The organism is Bradyrhizobium sp. B124, from assembly GCF_038967635.1.
Lineage (GTDB): Bacteria > Pseudomonadota > Alphaproteobacteria > Rhizobiales > Xanthobacteraceae > Bradyrhizobium.
Map to the genome: position 1 here is coordinate 1,095,125 of NZ_CP152413.1, position 15,460 is coordinate 1,110,584.

Consider the following 15,460-nt stretch of genomic DNA (forward strand, 5'->3'; position numbering starts at 1 on the left):
ACGCCATTGCAGCCGACGCCATCTATTCTGCGCACAATTCTTGTGCAGTCAAGGCTCATGCCTACGGTTTAGACATTCCTAGCACCTGTGCAAGTGCACTGCAACAAAATCTGCTTTTCCCACAGTCATCGGCAAACGCTCTGTTTTTGCGCAGCGGTCATGCTAAGGGCTGTGCGCGGCGGTCCCCGCCGCTCCCCTCATCCCCGATTCGTCTGTCACTGGTACAACATGTCGAAGCCTGAGCGTACCGCAGCCATCCTTGTCGCAGCCGGCCGTGGACTGCGCGCCGGCGCAGGCGGACCAAAGCAGTACCGGACGATCGGCGGACAGACGGTGATCTACCGCGCCATGGAGGCGTTCTCCGGACACCCCGACGTGTTTGTGGTGCAGCCGGTGGTCAATCCCGATGATGCCGCGCTGTTCGATGAAGCGGTGGCTGGCCTCCGCCATCAACCGCCGACGCCGGGCGGCGCGACCCGGCAGGCCTCGGTCCATGCCGGGCTCGAGGCGCTCGCGAGCGCGAAGCCCGATATCGTGCTGATCCACGATGCCGCGCGCCCCTTCGTCACCGCGGCCGTGATCTCGCGCGCGATCGCCGCGGCCGGCCGGACCGGCGCTGCGATCCCCGTGATTCCCGTCACCGACACGATCAAGGTCACCGGCGATGCCGGCGATGTCGAGGCGACGCCGGAGCGCGCCCGCTTGCGGATCGCGCAGACGCCCCAGGCATTTCGTTTCGACGTAATATTGGAGGCGCATCGTCGTGCCGCGCGCGAGGGCCGCAGCGATTTCACCGACGATGCCGCGCTGGCTGAATGGGCGGGATTGACCGTTGCGACGTTTGAAGGCGATGCTGCCAACATGAAACTCACCACCCCCGAAGATTTCGTGCGCGAGGAAGCGCGGCTCGCAAGCCAGCTCGGCGACATCAGGACCGGCACCGGTTACGACGTGCACGCCTTTGGCGACGGCGACCATGTCATGATCTGCGGCGTCCGCGTGCCGCACACGAAGGGATTCCTGGCCCATTCCGACGGCGATGTCGGGCTGCATGCGCTGGTCGACGCGATCCTCGGCGCGCTGGCCGACGGCGACATCGGCTCGCACTTCCCGCCGAGCGACGCCAAGTGGAAGGGCGCCTCCTCCGACCAGTTCCTGAAATATGCCGTTGAGCGCGTCACCGCGCGCGGCGGGCGGATCGCCAATCTCGAGGTGACGCTGATCTGCGAGCGGCCGAAGATCGGCCCGCTGCGCGACACCATGCGGGCGAAGATCGCGGAGATCTCCGGCGTCCACATCTCGCGCGTGGCGGTCAAGGCCACCACCAGCGAGCGGCTCGGCTTCACCGGCCGCGAGGAAGGCATCGCGGCGACCGCGAGCGCCACGGTCCGCCTGCCTTGGGACGATAAAGGTTGGGACGAAAAAGGCTGGGGTGCCTGACATGGGCGGCAGCGACGCTCGTGCCCTCTCCCGCGCGCTGCTCGACCTGTGCCGGATGCGCAAGCTGACCATCGCGACCGCCGAGTCCTGCACCGGGGGCCTGGTCGCGGGCGCGCTCACCGATATCCCCGGCTCTTCCGACGTGATCGACCGCGGCTTCGTCACCTATTCGAACGAGGCCAAGCGGGCGATGCTCGGCGTCAAGGCGGCAACGCTGGAGACGTTCGGCGCGGTGAGCAAGGAAACCGCGACCGCGATGGCGATCGGCGCACTGGAAAAGGCCGGCGTCGACCTTGCGGTCTCGATCACCGGGATCGCGGGCCCCGGCGGCGCGACGCCGGGCAAGCCGGTCGGCCTGGTGCACTTCGCCGTCGCCGCGCGCGACGGCCGTATCGTTCATCGGGAGCAACGATTTGGCGCGATCGGCCGCAGCACGGTGCGGCAGCGCTCGGTGGTCGAGGCGCTCCGCATGCTGATCGAGCTCGCGCGGCCGCCGCAGGCCGCAAAGCCGCGCCGCGAGGCTGCCAGCCGATTGCGGCCGCGCGTGGCCCGGTCGCCGCGAAGCCATGCCGCGAAGCGCCGGCGGCCGCCACGCGGATAGGCCTACGCAAGTCGCATCGCGCGAAGGCCAACCTCACACACCCCTGTGTCAACTGCGACCCAGTGCCGCTATCTCAGGTGGAACTGCGACGTCGCTTCGCCGTTTTCTATTGTTCCAACTCTGCTGTTTGAATTTTTTGTCCAAACAGCATAATCCCACAACAAGGAGAAAATGATGAAGTTGGGCACTTTGGTCGTGGCCGCAATCACCTCAGGCGCCATGACGCTTTCAACTATTGCCCCCTCGTTCGCCGCACCGCTCGCGCCCGCGCGATTGCAGGACCAGCCGATCTCCGTCGAGCAGGTGCAGTATCGTCACTGGCATGGCGGCCCGCGTCACGGTTACCGCGGTGGCTACTACGGTCATCGCCATGGCGGTGGTGGAAACGGTGCTGCGATCATCGGCGGGCTTGCAGCCGGCGCGATCATCGGCGGCGCCATCGCGGCGAGCCAGGCCAAGGCCAACAACGACGCCTATTGCTCCCAGCGCTTCCGCACCTACGACCCGGCTTCGGGCACCTACATCGCGTCCGGCGGCGTGCGTCGTTCCTGCCCGTAAGTCCACGCATCATCCGTCATGCCCGGCCTTGCGCCGGGCATTTGCGTTCCGGGGATGCAACGAGACGGCTTCGCTACGTTGACAGCTGAGGCTTGCCGTAGACTTGGTCCGCCCGCTTCTCGAACGCGGCGGCAAAGCGCGAGAATGCGGCATCGAACATCGAGCCCATCAGCATCGCCAGCATCCGGCTCTTGAATTCGTAGTTCAGGAAGAAGCCGACATCGCATTCGGTCTCCGACTTCGGCTCGAAGCTCCAGCGGTTCTCCAGATTGCTGAACGGGCCGCGCAGATATTCGACCAGAATCTTCAGGTTGGGCCGATCGAGCGTCACCCTGCTGGTGAAGGTTTCGCGGACCAGCTTGAACGAGACGGTCATGTCGGCCACCACGACCTCGGTGCCGTCGTCCTTGGGCGTCCGCTGGCGGACCTTGAGCGCCTGGCACAGCGGGACGAATTCCGGATAGCGCTCGACGTCGGCGACCAAATCGAACATTTGAGGTGCGGTGTGGCGGACCCGCCGCTTGCTTGAGAATCGTGGCATCAGTGGATACTCGCACGGTTTTGCTGGCGTGCGAGACGCTTCAGATAGTCGTCCGCCTGGGTCCGATCGGTGAAGCAGACCAGCGATTGACCGGCGCGCAAGCCCGAAAAATATTCGACCAGCTTCGGCCGCTGCTGCTGGCGATAGGTCCAGACATACCGGAAGAATTCGAGATCGATCTTCTCCGGGCATCCCTCCGCCATCTCGGGGCGAACCTGGCCATAGCTGCCGGCTATCCGGCCCAGGATTCCGAGCATGCAGGTCAGCCGCGGCAGGTCGAACCAGATGATCGTATCGGAGAGTTGCCGGCGCAGTTCACCTGCACCGCTCTTCATGTAGTTCCCATCCATGATCCAGCGCGGCGCTTGCGTGACCTCGACCATGCGGCGCTCGAATTCATCCTTGTCGGACTCGACCCAGCCCGGCTTCCAGAACAGCGCGTCGATCGATACGGTCGGAATGCCCGTCATGGCGGAGAGCCGTCGCGCAAAGGTCGATTTGCCGGACCCCGACGATCCCATCACCAGCACGCGTTGCATTGGTCCCGTCCAAGATTCGGTCAAGATTCGGTCGAGGCTCGATCAGGCAATGGCGCGTGGCGACGCCGGCCTCCTGCCGTTTACAAAATCTAGCGGCCGCGAGCCGTGCGCGCCGCCTGCAGCTTCGCAAAATCCTCGCCGGCATGATGCGACGAGCGCGTCAGCGGACTCGCCGACACCATCAGAAAACCCTTGGTATAGGCGACACGCTCGTAGCCCGCGAATTCGTCCGGCGTCACGTAGCGCAGCACGGCGTGATGCTTGCGCGTCGGCTGCAAATACTGGCCGATGGTCAGGAAATCGACCTCGGCCGAGCGCAGGTCGTCCATCACCTGCAGCACCTCGTGCCGCTCCTCGCCGAGGCCGACCATGATGCCCGACTTGGTGAAGATGGTCGGGTCCATCTCCTTGACCCGCTGCAGCAGCCGGATCGAATGGAAATAGCGCGCGCCGGGACGGACCGTCAGATAGCGCGACGGCACGGTTTCCAGATTGTGATTGAAGACGTCGGGCTTGGCCGCGACCACGCGCTCGAGCGCGCCGTCCTTGCGCAGGAAGTCCGGCGTCAGGATCTCGATCGTGGTGGTCGGGCAGCGCGCGCGGATGGCGCGGATGGTCTCTGCAAAGTGCTCGGCGCCACCGTCGGCGAGATCGTCGCGATCCACCGATGTGATCACGACATGGGTCAGACCCAGCTTCGAGACCGCCTCAGCGACGTATTCGGGCTCATGGGCATCGAGCGCGCCGGGCATGCCGGTCTTGACGTTGCAGAACGCGCAGGCGCGGGTGCACGTGTCACCCATGATCATGAAGGTGGCGTGCTTCTTGTCCCAGCATTCGCCGATGTTGGGACAGCCCGCCTCCTCGCACACCGTGACGAGGCCGTTCTCCTTCACGATCCGCCGCGTATCGGCATAGCCGCGCGTGTTCGGCGCGCGGACACGGATCCAGTCCGGCTTCGGCGGCGACACGGCATCCGGCCGGTTCACCTTTTCGGGGTGGCGCGGGCGGAGCTGAGTGGTGGAGATGGTGTCGACGATGGTGACCATTTGTGCCTGCAAGTCGCGAGAAGCCATAGCTAATCGGTGTTGACGCGGCTCGCAACCCGCCCTGCGACCCTAGCAGATCAGCCCATATGTTGGCAGTCTTGCGGTCCGTTCCACGCCGATTCCCACCTCAAAATGGCTCAAAAACCCCGATCGACCCGTGCGACCGCGCCGCGCCTCGGCAAAGCTCTGAAACGCGCCTTCTTCGATCGCAGCGTCCATGAGGTCGCGCCCAACCTGATCGGCGCGACCTTCCTGGTCGGCGGCGTCGGCGGCATCATCACCGAGGTCGAGGCCTACCATCACACCGAGCCGGCGGCCCACTCGTTCAACGGACCGACCCCGCGCAACCAGATCATGTTCGGCCCGCCGGGCTTCTGCTATGTCTACCGCTCCTACGGCATCCATTGGTGCGTCAACTTCGTCTGCGAAGCGCCGGGCTCGGCCAGCGCCGTGCTGATCCGCGCGCTCGAGCCGACCCATGGGCTCGCCGCGATGCGCCGGCGGCGCGGGCTGGAGGATGAGCGTGCTTTGTGCTCGGGGCCCGGCAAGCTCTGCGAGGCGCTCGGCATCACGATCGCGCACAGCGAACTGCCGCTCGACCGTCCGCCGATCGCGCTCCACGCGCGGCTAGAGCCGCCCGACATCGTCACCGGATTGCGGATCGGCATCACCAAGGCCGTCGACCTGCCCTGGCGCTACGGGCTGAAGGGATCGAAATTCCTCAGCAAGCGGTTCTGAGCGTTACAGCGTTGTCCGCTATGACGCCCGCTTCAGCAGCTCGATCGCCTCGAGGATCTTGGCCCGGCGCTCCGTTGCTGCCGCGCGCTTCTCTTTCTCTTCCTCGACGAGCTCTTCCGGCGCGTTGGCGACGAACTTCTCGTTGGAGAGCTTTGCGTCGACCCGCTTGATGTCGGCGTCGGCCTTGCCGAGTTCCTTCTCCAGCCGCGCCCGTTCGGCCGCAAGATCGATCACGCCCTTCAGCGGCAGCGCGACGACTTCGCCGCGCACTAGCAGCTGCATGGCGCCTTCCGGCGCGGCGTTCGCGAAGGAAATCTCGGACAATCGCGCGAGGCGCTTGATGGTGTCGTTCCAGCGCTGCGCGCGGTCGCGCGTCTCGTCGGAGGTGGTCACGATCACCAGCGGTGTCAGCGTCGACGGCGGGATGTTCATTTCCGCCTTCACCGACCGCATCGTGGTGACGAGATCGACCACCCAGCCGATCTCGGCCTCGGCTGCGGGATCGCTGAACTCGTCCGCGTCGAGCGCGGCAATGACCGGCGGAATGATCGGATCGACAATCGGCCCCGCCGTTGCGATCGCCGCCAGCTGCTCGCCGGTCACGCCCGACTTGCGCGGCCAGGGCGCCAGCACCAACAGACCGTCGCGCTTCGCGGTCACGGCCCACAGCTCTTCGGTGATGAAGGGCATGAACGGATGCAGCAGCTTGAGGATCTCGTCGCGGGTCCAGGCGATCATGGCGCGAGTCTCGGCCTTGGCTGCGCCCTCCTCGCCCATCAGCACCGGCTTTGCGAGCTCGAGATACCAGTCGCAGAACACGTTCCAGACGAAGCGGTAGATCGCGCCGGCCGCGTCGTTGAAGCGATGATCCTCGATCGTCTCGGTCACCTCGCGGGTGACGCGCGAAGTTTCGTGCGCGATCCAGCGGTTCAAGGTCTCCTTGGCGCTCTTCGGATCGAAACCGTCCGGCTTCACGCACTCGTTCATTTCGGCGAAGCGGCAGGCGTTCCAGAACTTGGTCGCGAAGTTGCGGTTGGTCTCGACCAGATGCGGCGACAGGCGGATGTCATGGCCCTGCGCCGCCTCGCGGGTCAACGCGAAGCGCAGCGCGTCGGCGCCGAAATCGTCGATCACGCCGAGCGGGTCGATAACGTTGCCCTTCGACTTCGACATCTTGGCGCCCTTCTCGTCACGGACGAGACGGTGGATATAGACGGTCGAGAACGGCACCTCCTTCATGAAGTGGAGGCCCATCATCATCATGCGGGCGACCCAGAAGAAGATGATGTCGAAGCCCGTGACCAGCGTGTTGGTCGGGTAGTAGCGCGCGACCTCCGGCGTGTCGTCCGGCCAGCCCAGCGTCGAGAACGGCCACAGCGCCGAGGAGAACCAGGTGTCGAGCACGTCCTCGTCACGCGTGATGAAGCCCTCGCGCTTGGCGGGGTCGACCGCCATGTCGTGGCCCTGCTCCGGCGTGATGACTTCCTGCTCGACGTAGTAGCCGAGCGCGTTGCCGACCGCCTCTTCCTCGGTCTCGGCGACGAACACCTTGCCGTCGGGCCCGTACCATGCCGGGATCTGATGGCCCCACCAGAGCTGGCGTGAGATGCACCAGGGCTGGATGTTCTCCATCCACTCGAAATAGGTCTTTTCCCAGTTCTTCGGCACGAACGTAGTCTCGCCCGAGCGCACCGCCGCCATCGCCGGCTGCGCCAGCGTCTTGGCGTCGACATACCACTGGTCGGTGAGGTACGGCTCGATCACGACATTGGAGCGGTCGCCATGCGGCACCATGTGGGTGTTGGGCTCGATCCGCTCGAGGAAACCGAACTCCTCCAGCCTTGCGACGATCTTCTTGCGCGCGGCGAAGCGCTCGATGCCGTGAAACTCCGCGGCGAATTCGTCGGCGCCCGCCGGCAGGCCGCGCAGATAGTCCTCGTTGCCGGTGAGATTCAGGCAGCCTTCCTGGTCCAGCACGCTGATCTGCGGCAGGCCATGGCGCTTGCCGATCTCAAAATCGTTGAAGTCGTGCGCCGGCGTCACCTTGACCGCGCCCGAGCCCTTCTCCGGATCGGAATAGTCGTCGGCGACGATCGGAATCTTGCGGCCGACCAGCGGCAGGATGACATGCTGGCCGACCAGATCGGTGTAGCGCTCATCGTCCGGATGCACCGCGACCGCGGTGTCGCCGAGCATCGTCTCCGGACGCGTGGTCGCGACCACGATGAACGATTTGGGATCCTCGGGGCTGAAGCTGCGGCCTTCGATCGGATAGCGCAGGTACCAGAGATGGCCCCTGACCTCGACCTGCTGCACTTCGAGATCGGAGATCGCGGTGAGCAGCTTCGGGTCCCAATTGACCAGGCGCTTGTCCTTGTAGATCAGGCCCTGGCGGTGCAGCTCGACGAACACCTTGACGACGGCACGCGACAGGCCCTCGTCCATGGTGAAGCGCTCGCGCGACCAGTCGCAGGAGGCGCCGAGGCGCTTGAGCTGGTTGACGATGGTGCCGCCGCTCTCGGCCTTCCACTGCCAGACCCGCTCGAGGAATTTGGCGCGGCCCATGTCGCGTCGGCCCGGCTCCTGCCGTTCCATCAGCTGACGCTCGACCACCATCTGGGTAGCGATGCCGGCATGGTCGGTGCCGGGCTGCCACAGCACGTCACGGCCGCGCATCCGCTCGAACCGGCACAGGATGTCCTGCAGCGTGTTGTTGAGCGCGTGGCCCATGTGCAGCGAGCCGGTCACGTTCGGCGGCGGGATCACGATGGTGAAAGGCGGGGCGTCCTTGCGCTCGGGCCGGCCGGCCTTGAATGCGCCGCTCTCCTCCCAGAGCTGGGCCATCCGGAGCTCGATATCGGCAGGCTGGTAGTTTTTCTCGATCATGACAATGCGCTGTGGACCATGGGGAAAGGGTAGAAAGCCGCCAGAACGCACCGAGTCAACCGGACCGGCACGTCAAAACGGCAATGAGAGCGTTTTCGAGCGAAGCGGACACCGTTTCGCGTGAAGAAAACGCGTCAAAAAGGGAACTTGAGTTTCGGGTCTGATCCTATCAGAACCGAAACTCTGGGGCATTTGGGGGCTGAATGAGGGCTGCCAAGCCCCTGCGGCACCAGCTACCGCCCGCGGGAGACCCGCTCGATCTCGGCCTTGACGATCCGCTCGACCAGCCCCGGCAGATTGTCGTCCAGCCAGGACTTCAGCATCGGCCGCAGCATCTCCTTGACCAGATCCTCCAGCGTCCGAGCATTGTTGCTCAGTACGGTGTTGGCCAGCGAGTTGAAGGCGGATTCGACCGCCCGCATCGTGGTTCCCGAGATGATCTGCTGCATCGGCGCGGTTTCGATTGCCGGCGGTTCTCGCTCTCGAACCGGTTCTCGCATGGGCTCCGGCGCCCGTGTGCGGGCTTCCGTGAACTCGACGTCGTCCTGGGGCTCGACCTTGCGGAACGACGGCGTGGCCGCCGGCTCCGGCAGCGCCATGTCGTCGGTGAGCTCGAATACGTCGGCTTCGGGCTGGGCTTCGGGCTGCGGCGACGGCCTGATCTCGGACGCGGGCGTCGCCTCGTCGAGGCTGGCGAGCAGCGAGTCGATGTCGTCCTGATTGTTGCTGGCCGGCGCCGGCGCGGGTGGCGGTGATTTCGGCGCTGACGCGGCGGGCTTCGCGGCCGGGGGCGCTGCGGGCGGCGGGCTCTTCATCGCGGGCTTGGCTGCTGGTGGCGGCGATTCAACCTTCGGCGGCGGCGCAGCGGCGGCCGCAGGTTTCTCGGCCGCGGCCGGCTTCGCCTCGTCGTCGGCAATGATGCGACGGATCGACGCCAGAATCTCCTCCATCGAGGGCTCTTGGACCTTCGCAGGTTGCGTCATCTCCAACTCCACATCGAAACTTATTTTACATCAAGCCCGAGAGGATTCGCCGGTTCCGATGAAGCGGGCGGAGATTTTCATTGCTCCCGCCCGACTTGTCCCCAGATCAAGCCCGCCCGAGGCTTTGTGCAAGCTTCGTGTCGCCCAATGCAGCGTCATCACAGGTGGCGTCGCACCTGCCATCACGCAACGCCGGCGCGAATCGCCTTGCTGCCCGACAAAACGGTATGTCAGGCCAATTATCGATTGCAAGCAAACGCGCCAGTCTGTGGTCCTGATTAACTCAGAACCACAAACATGGCGCGACAAGCGATGTTGACGTGAAGGTGTTTAGCGGCCGTCGGGCGTGCGTACGCCGGCCCAGTTGTCGCGCACCTGCTGGTAATGCACGCTGGCATCATAGACGTTGGTCGAAAGGCCCATCACCTGCGGTGACAGCCGGCCAATCGCGCTCAGCACGTTGTAGGATGCAACGACGCGGTCGTGTTGCGCGGTGACGAGTGCGTTGCGCGCATTGACCAGCGCTTGCTGCGCGTTGAGCACGTCCAGCGTGGTGCGTTGGCCGGCCTTGGCCTCTTCGCGCACGCCGTTCAGCGCGATTTCGGACGCGGTCACCTGCGCCTGCGCCGACGCGACCTGCGACTTGCCGGCGACCAGCTGGCCCCAAGCGGTGACGACGTTGGCGCGCGCCTGATCCCTGGTCTGTTCCAGGACCAGACGCTGCTGCGCCAGTGATTCCTTCGACTGCCGGATCAGCGAGTATTCAGCGCCGCCCTGATAGATCGGCACCGACACCTGAACCTGCGCTGCCGCATTGAAGAGGCGGTTCACCGACAATTGTTGCTGGTAGCCTTCGGTCACCGACGCCTGCAACCCGACCGTCGGCAACAGCGCGCCTTCGGCAACCTTGGTCTGCAGGAAGTTGACGTCGACGCCGTACATCGCGGACGTGACGTTTGGATTCTGGGTCAGGCTGAGCTCGACGGCGGCCGCAAGCGTCGTCGGCAGGAAGCGATCGACCGGCGAGCCGGGCGCAAGATTCTGCGGTTCGTTGCCGATGATGCGGCGGAAGTTCGACCGCGTGGTCGTCAGGTTCGATTCTGCGGTGAGCTGCTGCGTCTTGCCGGCCGCAAGTTGCGCCTCGGATTGTGCGACGTCCGTCCGCGTTACCTCACCTACGTTGAAGCGATCCTGGGTCTGCTTCAGCGTCTGCTCCAGCACGCGCGTGTTGCTGCGCTGGACCTCGACGATCGCCGCGTCGCGCAAATAATCCATGTAGATGGTGGCGGCGCTCAGGATGACGGTCTGCTCGAGCACGCGCAGACCTTCGCGTGCCGACGACACCTGGCTTTCGGCCGCGCGCACCTTGTGCGGGGTCTGCGCGTTGTACAGCGACTGGTTCACCGTCAGCCCCGCGCTGGCGGGATTTTGGGTGCCGTGAATCGAGTCTTTGATGCCCGTCGGCTGCTGGTCGCTATATTGATATCCGCCGCTCACGGTCAGCGCGGCTTTCGGACGATAGCCCGAGAGCGCCTGGGGAACGTTTTCGTCAGTCGCCCTCACCAGCGCGCGCTGCGCATTCAGCTGGGGATTGTTCTGGTAGGACCGCACCAGCGCGGCCTCGATAGTATCGGCGAGCGCAGGCACGGGGCCCATCTCCGCCAACAGAAGGACGGCAGTCGCAGCCGCGGTGATAAGCTTCACCCCACGCATCCCCGGTAATCCAATCATTGTAGTCGCCGTCTCCACACGCAAGTCAGTTCCGGCGGTCGCTTCAGACGAAGTGAGTCCCGCCTCACCTTAGTCCGCAGCTAAGGGCAACGGAACTACCCCGCAACGGAACGTGGTGGAAACTCTTCACGTGGGGCAAACGGGCCACACTTCTGATTCAGAACGGGATTTTATCAGCTAGCGCAGCGCGGTAGCGGTCAGAAGACGAACGCCGGAACCCGCTCGAATCCGGGCAGCACAGGGGCCGTGGCGTCGAACAGCTCGCGATGGCCGAAATCCCCGTGGGAGTGAGTCACGAGGGTGGCACGCGGCGGCGGCGTCAGGCCGAACACCCCGACCAGCCGGCCCCCCTCCTTGAGCTGGCCGAACAGCCCGGTCGGGATAACCTCGGTCGCACCGTTGAGAACAATGACGTCATACGGCGCGCCGGCGGCATCACCGTCGGCGGCGGCTGCGGTCTTGACGGTCACATTCTGGATGCCGAGCTGGGCGAACGCTGCGGAGGCCTTTGCGGCGAGCGCCGGATCGCTTTCGGTTGCGCTGACCTCGCCGGCAAAACGCGCCACGATGGCGGCGGCGTAGCCAGTCGCGCAGCCGACGACCAGGACGCGGTCGGTCGCCTTGATCTCGGCGGCTTGCAGCATCCTGGCGAGCAACGCCGGCGTGATCAGGCAGCGCCTGGCCGTGCCGCCCTCGGTCACGTCGAGATCGAGGTCCAGATAGGCCAGCGCCTGCTTGCCGGCCGGCACGAACACCTCGCGCGGCACGGTCAGCATGGCTTCGAGAATACGATCGTCGGTCACGTCGCTCGGACGCACCTGACCATCCACCATGTACTGGCGCGCGGTTGAAAAACCGGTCATTGGCGGGACCCTGCAAGTCGCGGCATTGCCGCTGGAGAAGCTAGAACAGGGCCATCTTTTGGAACAAGCTCCGCCAAAACGCAACACGCCGTTGGCGTGCAAAACCCGCTCTCAAAATGCGCGCCGTGGTGCGCTCTATTCGATCGTGACGGCAAGCCGGCCGATCAGGCGGACCACTTCATCGAGATGCTCGGAATCATGCTCCTCGACGGCCCTCGCGAGCCGGCGGACACACTCATCGTCACTGATGTCGGGAGCATCGCTCGGAACAAGCGTCGGCTGCAGCATCGACAGGTCGATCAGGTTAATGGCCATCAAAATCACCTCTCAAGACCCGGCAGGACGAAGTGTTGACGGTTATTGAGTCGATTTGACGACGTTTTTTGTCTGTCCGTAGCGGACCACAGGCTTGTGATGGGCGTTGAAGGGGTCTTGATGGGGCCAAAACTGGCTCCCCGGGCTGGATTCGAACCAGCGACCATTCGATTAACAGTCGAATGCTCTACCGCTGAGCTACCGAGGAATAGGCGAACAAAACGTTCGCGAGCGGGCAGCGTATAACAAAGCCTTTCGGCCTTGCAAAGAACCAAATGGGCCTCCGGCGAAACTTTAGCGGGGCACGGTAAACCTCTGCGTTGCAAGGCTTTGCCGGCGTTCCAGGGCGATGCAGGCCTGTCCCGGCTGTGCCGTTATCGGCGCCGCGGGCGCAAGGAAACACCGTCAAACACCGCCGGGCGCGGCCATTTCGCCGCGCCGCTGATTCTTCCGCGGGCCCGCCCCGCCTCTGACCTCATTCCGCGATGAACGAGGTGGTCGTGCGGCACGAGTAAAAATCGTGCACAAAATGTGAAGCTTCGCTCGGAAGCGCTCTATCGCGCAGCGATGGCGGCAATCAGCAGCGCCGTCGCCGCAAGCGAGGCGATGGTCCGCGCGTGGTTCCAGAAGGTCCAGTCGGTCAGGTAGTGCGCCCAGACCGGCGCGGCCGCGGTGCTCGCGGGGTCTGTGGCCGCAAGCTGATCGTTCAGCGGCACGTTGAAGACGACCGTGACGACGAACATCCCGACGACATAGAGGCCGCCGCCGCAGATCATCGCAAGCGCGCCCGGCTCCTGCCATCGCAACCCGCCGAGCACGACGAGCCCGGCGCAAGACAGCGTAGTGCCGAGGAAGACCGGCATGAACAGCGAGCGCACGATGTCGACATTGATCGCGTTCATCGCCGAGACGCCGGCGGCCTGGTCGATGCGGCCGAGCGCGGTCATGACGAACGCCGAGAACGTGAAATAGACCCCGGCAAGCAGGCCGCAACCGAGCGCGGAAAACCACAGCAAGCCCGAGGTCAGCACATTGCGCATCGCTCTACCTCCAAAAGCGAGAAGTACTCGCATTTGTAAGATGCGATAAACTCTCGTATTTAAGACGTCAACCCCCATTGCGGAGGAGACAGATGGCGAGACGAAAGGCAGTCGCAGGGGCCGCGCCCGGGGCGGAAGCCCCCCTGCCCGGGCTGGCGCGGCTTGCTCCGACGCAACAGCGCAGCCGCGAGCGGTTCGAGCGCATCCTCGCCTGCGCGACCGAGATCATGGCGGAGAAAGGCAGCGAGGCCTTCCGCATGAGCGACATCGTCGAACGCAGCGGCGTCGCATTCGGCTCGCTCTATCAATATTTCCCCGACAAGGCCGCGATCATCGGCACGCTGGCGGAACGGCATAACGCCATCGGGCGCGATTGCGTCAGGCGTGATCTGGCCGCGGTCTCGTCCGCGCGCGACCTGCACCCGGCGCTATGCCGGATCGTCGACAGTTACTACGAGATGTTTATACGCCAGCCTGTGATGCGCGACATCTGGCAGGCGACGCAGGCCGACCGCGCCCTGCAGAAGCTCGATGCGGACGACATGGCCGTGCTCTCCGGCCTGTTGTCCGACGCGGTCAGGCGGGTTGCGCCCACCTTACCGGCCGCCAGCCTCGCCACCTTCTCGGGACTGACGATGACGCTGATCGCGGCCGCCGTGCGTCACGCGATCACGCTGCCGCCGCGGAAAGCCCGGCAGGTGCTGACGCAATTCAAGACCATGCTGCCGGGAGACCTCGCCGGACTGGCATGACCGCGACCGCGCCGATGTCGGGAATTTCCCCGGCACTGATGCGATAGACAGCAGGCGCAGACGATCTACGCCGTTCGGGCCTTCACTGTCACGTCTCCCTAAAATTCCTGCGATATTTGACGGCTATGAATATTGCCGGGAAGTCCGGGAAGAGTTTTTCGCTAGATGTGATTTGTCTCACACGAGGTGCGGCCTTGCCGACCTAGGTTCCCCGAGGGGTCGTCAGACATTTATTTACCAAAGCGGGCGCCATCGTTCTTTTCATAAAATTCGAACGAATCGCTCAATCAGGACCGAAGACAGTTTTGCGACCATGGCGCTCTCGAACCTCGGAGAGCGCGATGAGCGAAGTCGAATTTGATCTGCTGCTGGACGCCGTGCGAACGGCGATCGCGCCTATTGCTCAGGAGGATTTCGTGGCCCAACCGTCGCCCCGCATTCAGCCGCCGCCGCGCGCGGCGAATGACAACCAGGCGCCGTGGCCGCTAATTCCGTTTCCTGAAGGCTGGTACGCCACAAGCTAATGCGACTTCTCATTTGTCGGCTGCAAGCCATTGATGAGATGAGTGGAGGCCACGACCAGAATTGAACTGGTGTACACGGTTTTGCAGACCGTTGCGTAACCACTCCGCCACGTGGCCCCTTGCGGCGCACTTCATATACGCCCTCTTTGCGATAGGCAACCAAGCCGGACAGCTAACGTCGGCGCTTCCGGAAGTCCCGCTTCTTCGGTTTTGGCGCCAATTCCGGCATTTCGGCCTGCACTTCCCGGAATCTCGCCAGCATCCGCTCGAAACTATCAGTTAACGTTGTGGCGATATCCGGCCGCTTTTCCAGCCCTGCCAGCAGGATCGCGGCCGCCTCGATGGTGGACAGGCCGTCGCGCCGCGGTTCCCGGCGCAGCTTACCGTACAGCGAGGGCCGTTTCGGCCCGAGAATCACCCGCTGGCACTTCAGCATCCAGGCGTTGCGCCACCACAGCGCCTTGGCCTGGCTCCAGGTGCCGTCGAGCAGTACGATGCCCTCGATGTCGGAGAGGACCGCGCGCTGGTGCGGCTCCGGCTCGCCCTTGCGGTTGATCGCGACGATCTCGGCGTCGGTATCGAGATCCTCGACCTTGGCCGAACCGAGATAGAGCACCGCCCAGCGCGACGGATCGGCCACCGGTCGGCCGAGCGCCTTGGAGAGGCTCGGCCAGGACAGCCCGATCCGGACGACCGCATTCTCAAAGTGCCGCGCGGTGAGCCGCGCCGTGCCGAGCGCCCTGTCCTGCTCCTGCGGGTGCTGCAGGATCAGGAGCTGGATCCGGCTCTTGATCGGCGTGACGCTGTCGCAGATACACAGCGGCACCGGCTTGCCGCAATGCGGACACTCCGGGATCTCGGTGGCAAGTTCGGTCTTTGCTTCGGTCGGTTCGGACATCG

General features: G+C 64.6%; 16 protein-coding genes and 2 tRNA genes. 6 read left to right on the forward strand and 12 right to left on the reverse strand.

The window, feature by feature from the left end:
* Positions 1-228: 228 nt before the first annotated feature.
* From AAFG13_RS05020 to AAFG13_RS05030, 3 genes are all read left to right on the forward strand, one after another.
* Entirely contained in the window at positions 229-1,440 is a 1,212-nt protein-coding gene (locus AAFG13_RS05020) for a bifunctional 2-C-methyl-D-erythritol 4-phosphate cytidylyltransferase/2-C-methyl-D-erythritol 2,4-cyclodiphosphate synthase (RefSeq protein ID WP_342711308.1), read from the forward strand.
* 1 nt (position 1,441) lies between these two features.
* Positions 1,442-2,041: a CinA family protein gene (locus AAFG13_RS05025; protein ID WP_342711309.1), complete on the forward strand. Its 600-nt coding sequence runs from the start codon at positions 1,442-1,444 to the stop codon at positions 2,039-2,041.
* Between the two features lie 171 nt (positions 2,042-2,212).
* The gene (locus AAFG13_RS05030) at positions 2,213-2,599 is read left to right on the forward strand and encodes a BA14K family protein (RefSeq protein ID WP_212314508.1); all 387 of its coding nucleotides are present in this window, start codon (positions 2,213-2,215) and stop codon (positions 2,597-2,599) included.
* A gap of 73 nt (positions 2,600-2,672) precedes the next feature.
* On the opposite strand, the gene AAFG13_RS05035 is transcribed toward AAFG13_RS05030, so the two are convergent.
* From AAFG13_RS05035 to lipA, 3 genes are all read right to left on the reverse strand, one after another.
* Positions 2,673-3,140 carry an SRPBCC family protein gene (locus AAFG13_RS05035; RefSeq protein WP_212314510.1) on the reverse strand — a complete coding sequence of 156 codons (468 nt, stop codon included), beginning with the start codon at positions 3,138-3,140 and terminating at the stop codon, positions 2,673-2,675.
* Positions 3,140-3,679 (reverse strand): DNA topology modulation protein, encoded by a 540-nt coding sequence (locus AAFG13_RS05040; RefSeq protein ID WP_342711310.1) that lies wholly within the window; start codon positions 3,677-3,679, stop codon positions 3,140-3,142. Before AAFG13_RS05040 ends, AAFG13_RS05035 begins: the two co-directional genes overlap by 1 nt.
* Positions 3,680-3,768: 89 nt before the next feature.
* Entirely contained in the window at positions 3,769-4,728 is a 960-nt protein-coding gene (gene lipA / locus AAFG13_RS05045; protein WP_342711311.1) for a lipoyl synthase, read from the reverse strand.
* 132 nt (positions 4,729-4,860) lie between these two features.
* Between lipA and AAFG13_RS05050 the strand changes: the two genes are divergently transcribed.
* The gene (locus AAFG13_RS05050; RefSeq protein ID WP_342711312.1) at positions 4,861-5,466 is read left to right on the forward strand and encodes a DNA-3-methyladenine glycosylase; all 606 of its coding nucleotides are present in this window, start codon (positions 4,861-4,863) and stop codon (positions 5,464-5,466) included.
* A gap of 18 nt (positions 5,467-5,484) precedes the next feature.
* Here AAFG13_RS05050 and AAFG13_RS05055 read toward each other — a convergent pair whose 3' ends face one another.
* From AAFG13_RS05055 to AAFG13_RS05085, 7 genes are all read right to left on the reverse strand, one after another.
* A complete protein-coding gene (locus AAFG13_RS05055; RefSeq protein ID WP_342711313.1) occupies positions 5,485-8,352 on the reverse strand; it encodes a valine--tRNA ligase in 2,868 nt (955 codons plus the stop codon).
* A 233-nt stretch (positions 8,353-8,585) separates the two neighbouring features.
* Positions 8,586-9,335: a DUF2497 domain-containing protein gene (locus AAFG13_RS05060; RefSeq protein ID WP_212314519.1), complete on the reverse strand. Its 750-nt coding sequence runs from the start codon at positions 9,333-9,335 to the stop codon at positions 8,586-8,588.
* A 330-nt stretch (positions 9,336-9,665) separates the two neighbouring features.
* A complete protein-coding gene (locus AAFG13_RS05065) occupies positions 9,666-11,048 on the reverse strand; it encodes a TolC family outer membrane protein (protein ID WP_342711314.1) in 1,383 nt (460 codons plus the stop codon).
* Between the two features lie 215 nt (positions 11,049-11,263).
* Entirely contained in the window at positions 11,264-11,929 is a 666-nt protein-coding gene (locus AAFG13_RS05070; protein WP_212314523.1) for a protein-L-isoaspartate O-methyltransferase, read from the reverse strand.
* Positions 11,930-12,064: 135 nt separating this feature from the next.
* Positions 12,065-12,244 carry a hypothetical protein gene (locus AAFG13_RS05075; protein ID WP_212314524.1) on the reverse strand — a complete coding sequence of 60 codons (180 nt, stop codon included), beginning with the start codon at positions 12,242-12,244 and terminating at the stop codon, positions 12,065-12,067.
* A 133-nt stretch (positions 12,245-12,377) separates the two neighbouring features.
* Positions 12,378-12,452 (reverse strand) — tRNA-Asn (locus tag AAFG13_RS05080).
* Between the two features lie 346 nt (positions 12,453-12,798).
* Positions 12,799-13,284, reverse strand: coding sequence for an anthrone oxygenase family protein (locus AAFG13_RS05085; RefSeq protein ID WP_342711315.1), 486 nt, complete (start codon positions 13,282-13,284; stop codon positions 12,799-12,801).
* Positions 13,285-13,376: 92 nt separating this feature from the next.
* Here AAFG13_RS05085 and AAFG13_RS05090 point away from each other — a divergent pair, with 92 nt between their 5' ends.
* Together AAFG13_RS05090 and AAFG13_RS05095 are read left to right on the forward strand one after the other, a co-directional pair.
* Entirely contained in the window at positions 13,377-14,036 is a 660-nt protein-coding gene (locus AAFG13_RS05090; protein ID WP_342711316.1) for a TetR family transcriptional regulator, read from the forward strand.
* Positions 14,037-14,377: 341 nt separating this feature from the next.
* Positions 14,378-14,560, forward strand: coding sequence for a hypothetical protein (locus tag AAFG13_RS05095; protein ID WP_342711317.1), 183 nt, complete (start codon positions 14,378-14,380; stop codon positions 14,558-14,560).
* A gap of 43 nt (positions 14,561-14,603) precedes the next feature.
* Here AAFG13_RS05095 and AAFG13_RS05100 read toward each other — a convergent pair.
* Positions 14,604-14,677 (reverse strand) — tRNA-Cys (locus AAFG13_RS05100).
* Between the two features lie 55 nt (positions 14,678-14,732).
* Complete coding sequence (locus AAFG13_RS05105) at positions 14,733-15,458, reverse strand: tRNA-uridine aminocarboxypropyltransferase (RefSeq protein ID WP_342711318.1); 726 nt, start codon at positions 15,456-15,458, stop codon at positions 14,733-14,735.
* Positions 15,459-15,460 lie beyond the last annotated feature (2 nt).

Excerpts from the sequence above, each read along its gene's own strand:
- AAFG13_RS05060 (WP_212314519.1), bottom strand. The coding sequence starts at position 9,335 with ATGACGCAACCTGCGAAGGTCCAAGAGCCCTCGATGGAGGAGATTCTG.
- AAFG13_RS05085 (WP_342711315.1), bottom strand. The coding sequence starts at position 13,284 with ATGCGCAATGTGCTGACCTCGGGCTTGCTGTGGTTTTCCGCGCTCGGT.
- AAFG13_RS05040 (WP_342711310.1), bottom strand. The coding sequence starts at position 3,679 with ATGCAACGCGTGCTGGTGATGGGATCGTCGGGGTCCGGCAAATCGACC.
- AAFG13_RS05095 (WP_342711317.1), top strand. The coding sequence starts at position 14,378 with ATGAGCGAAGTCGAATTTGATCTGCTGCTGGACGCCGTGCGAACGGCG.
- AAFG13_RS05070 (WP_212314523.1), bottom strand. The coding sequence starts at position 11,929 with ATGACCGGTTTTTCAACCGCGCGCCAGTACATGGTGGATGGTCAGGTG.
- AAFG13_RS05055 (WP_342711313.1), bottom strand. The coding sequence starts at position 8,352 with ATGATCGAGAAAAACTACCAGCCTGCCGATATCGAGCTCCGGATGGCC.
- AAFG13_RS05075 (WP_212314524.1), bottom strand. The coding sequence starts at position 12,244 with ATGGCCATTAACCTGATCGACCTGTCGATGCTGCAGCCGACGCTTGTT.
- AAFG13_RS05105 (WP_342711318.1), bottom strand. The coding sequence starts at position 15,458 with ATGTCCGAACCGACCGAAGCAAAGACCGAACTTGCCACCGAGATCCCG.
- AAFG13_RS05025 (WP_342711309.1), top strand. The coding sequence starts at position 1,442 with ATGGGCGGCAGCGACGCTCGTGCCCTCTCCCGCGCGCTGCTCGACCTG.
- lipA (WP_342711311.1), bottom strand. The coding sequence starts at position 4,728 with ATGGTCACCATCGTCGACACCATCTCCACCACTCAGCTCCGCCCGCGC.
- AAFG13_RS05065 (WP_342711314.1), bottom strand. The coding sequence starts at position 11,048 with ATGCGTGGGGTGAAGCTTATCACCGCGGCTGCGACTGCCGTCCTTCTG.
- AAFG13_RS05035 (WP_212314510.1), bottom strand. The coding sequence starts at position 3,140 with ATGCCACGATTCTCAAGCAAGCGGCGGGTCCGCCACACCGCACCTCAA.
- AAFG13_RS05090 (WP_342711316.1), top strand. The coding sequence starts at position 13,377 with ATGGCGAGACGAAAGGCAGTCGCAGGGGCCGCGCCCGGGGCGGAAGCC.
- AAFG13_RS05030 (WP_212314508.1), top strand. The coding sequence starts at position 2,213 with ATGATGAAGTTGGGCACTTTGGTCGTGGCCGCAATCACCTCAGGCGCC.
- AAFG13_RS05020 (WP_342711308.1), top strand. The coding sequence starts at position 229 with ATGTCGAAGCCTGAGCGTACCGCAGCCATCCTTGTCGCAGCCGGCCGT.
- AAFG13_RS05050 (WP_342711312.1), top strand. The coding sequence starts at position 4,861 with ATGGCTCAAAAACCCCGATCGACCCGTGCGACCGCGCCGCGCCTCGGC.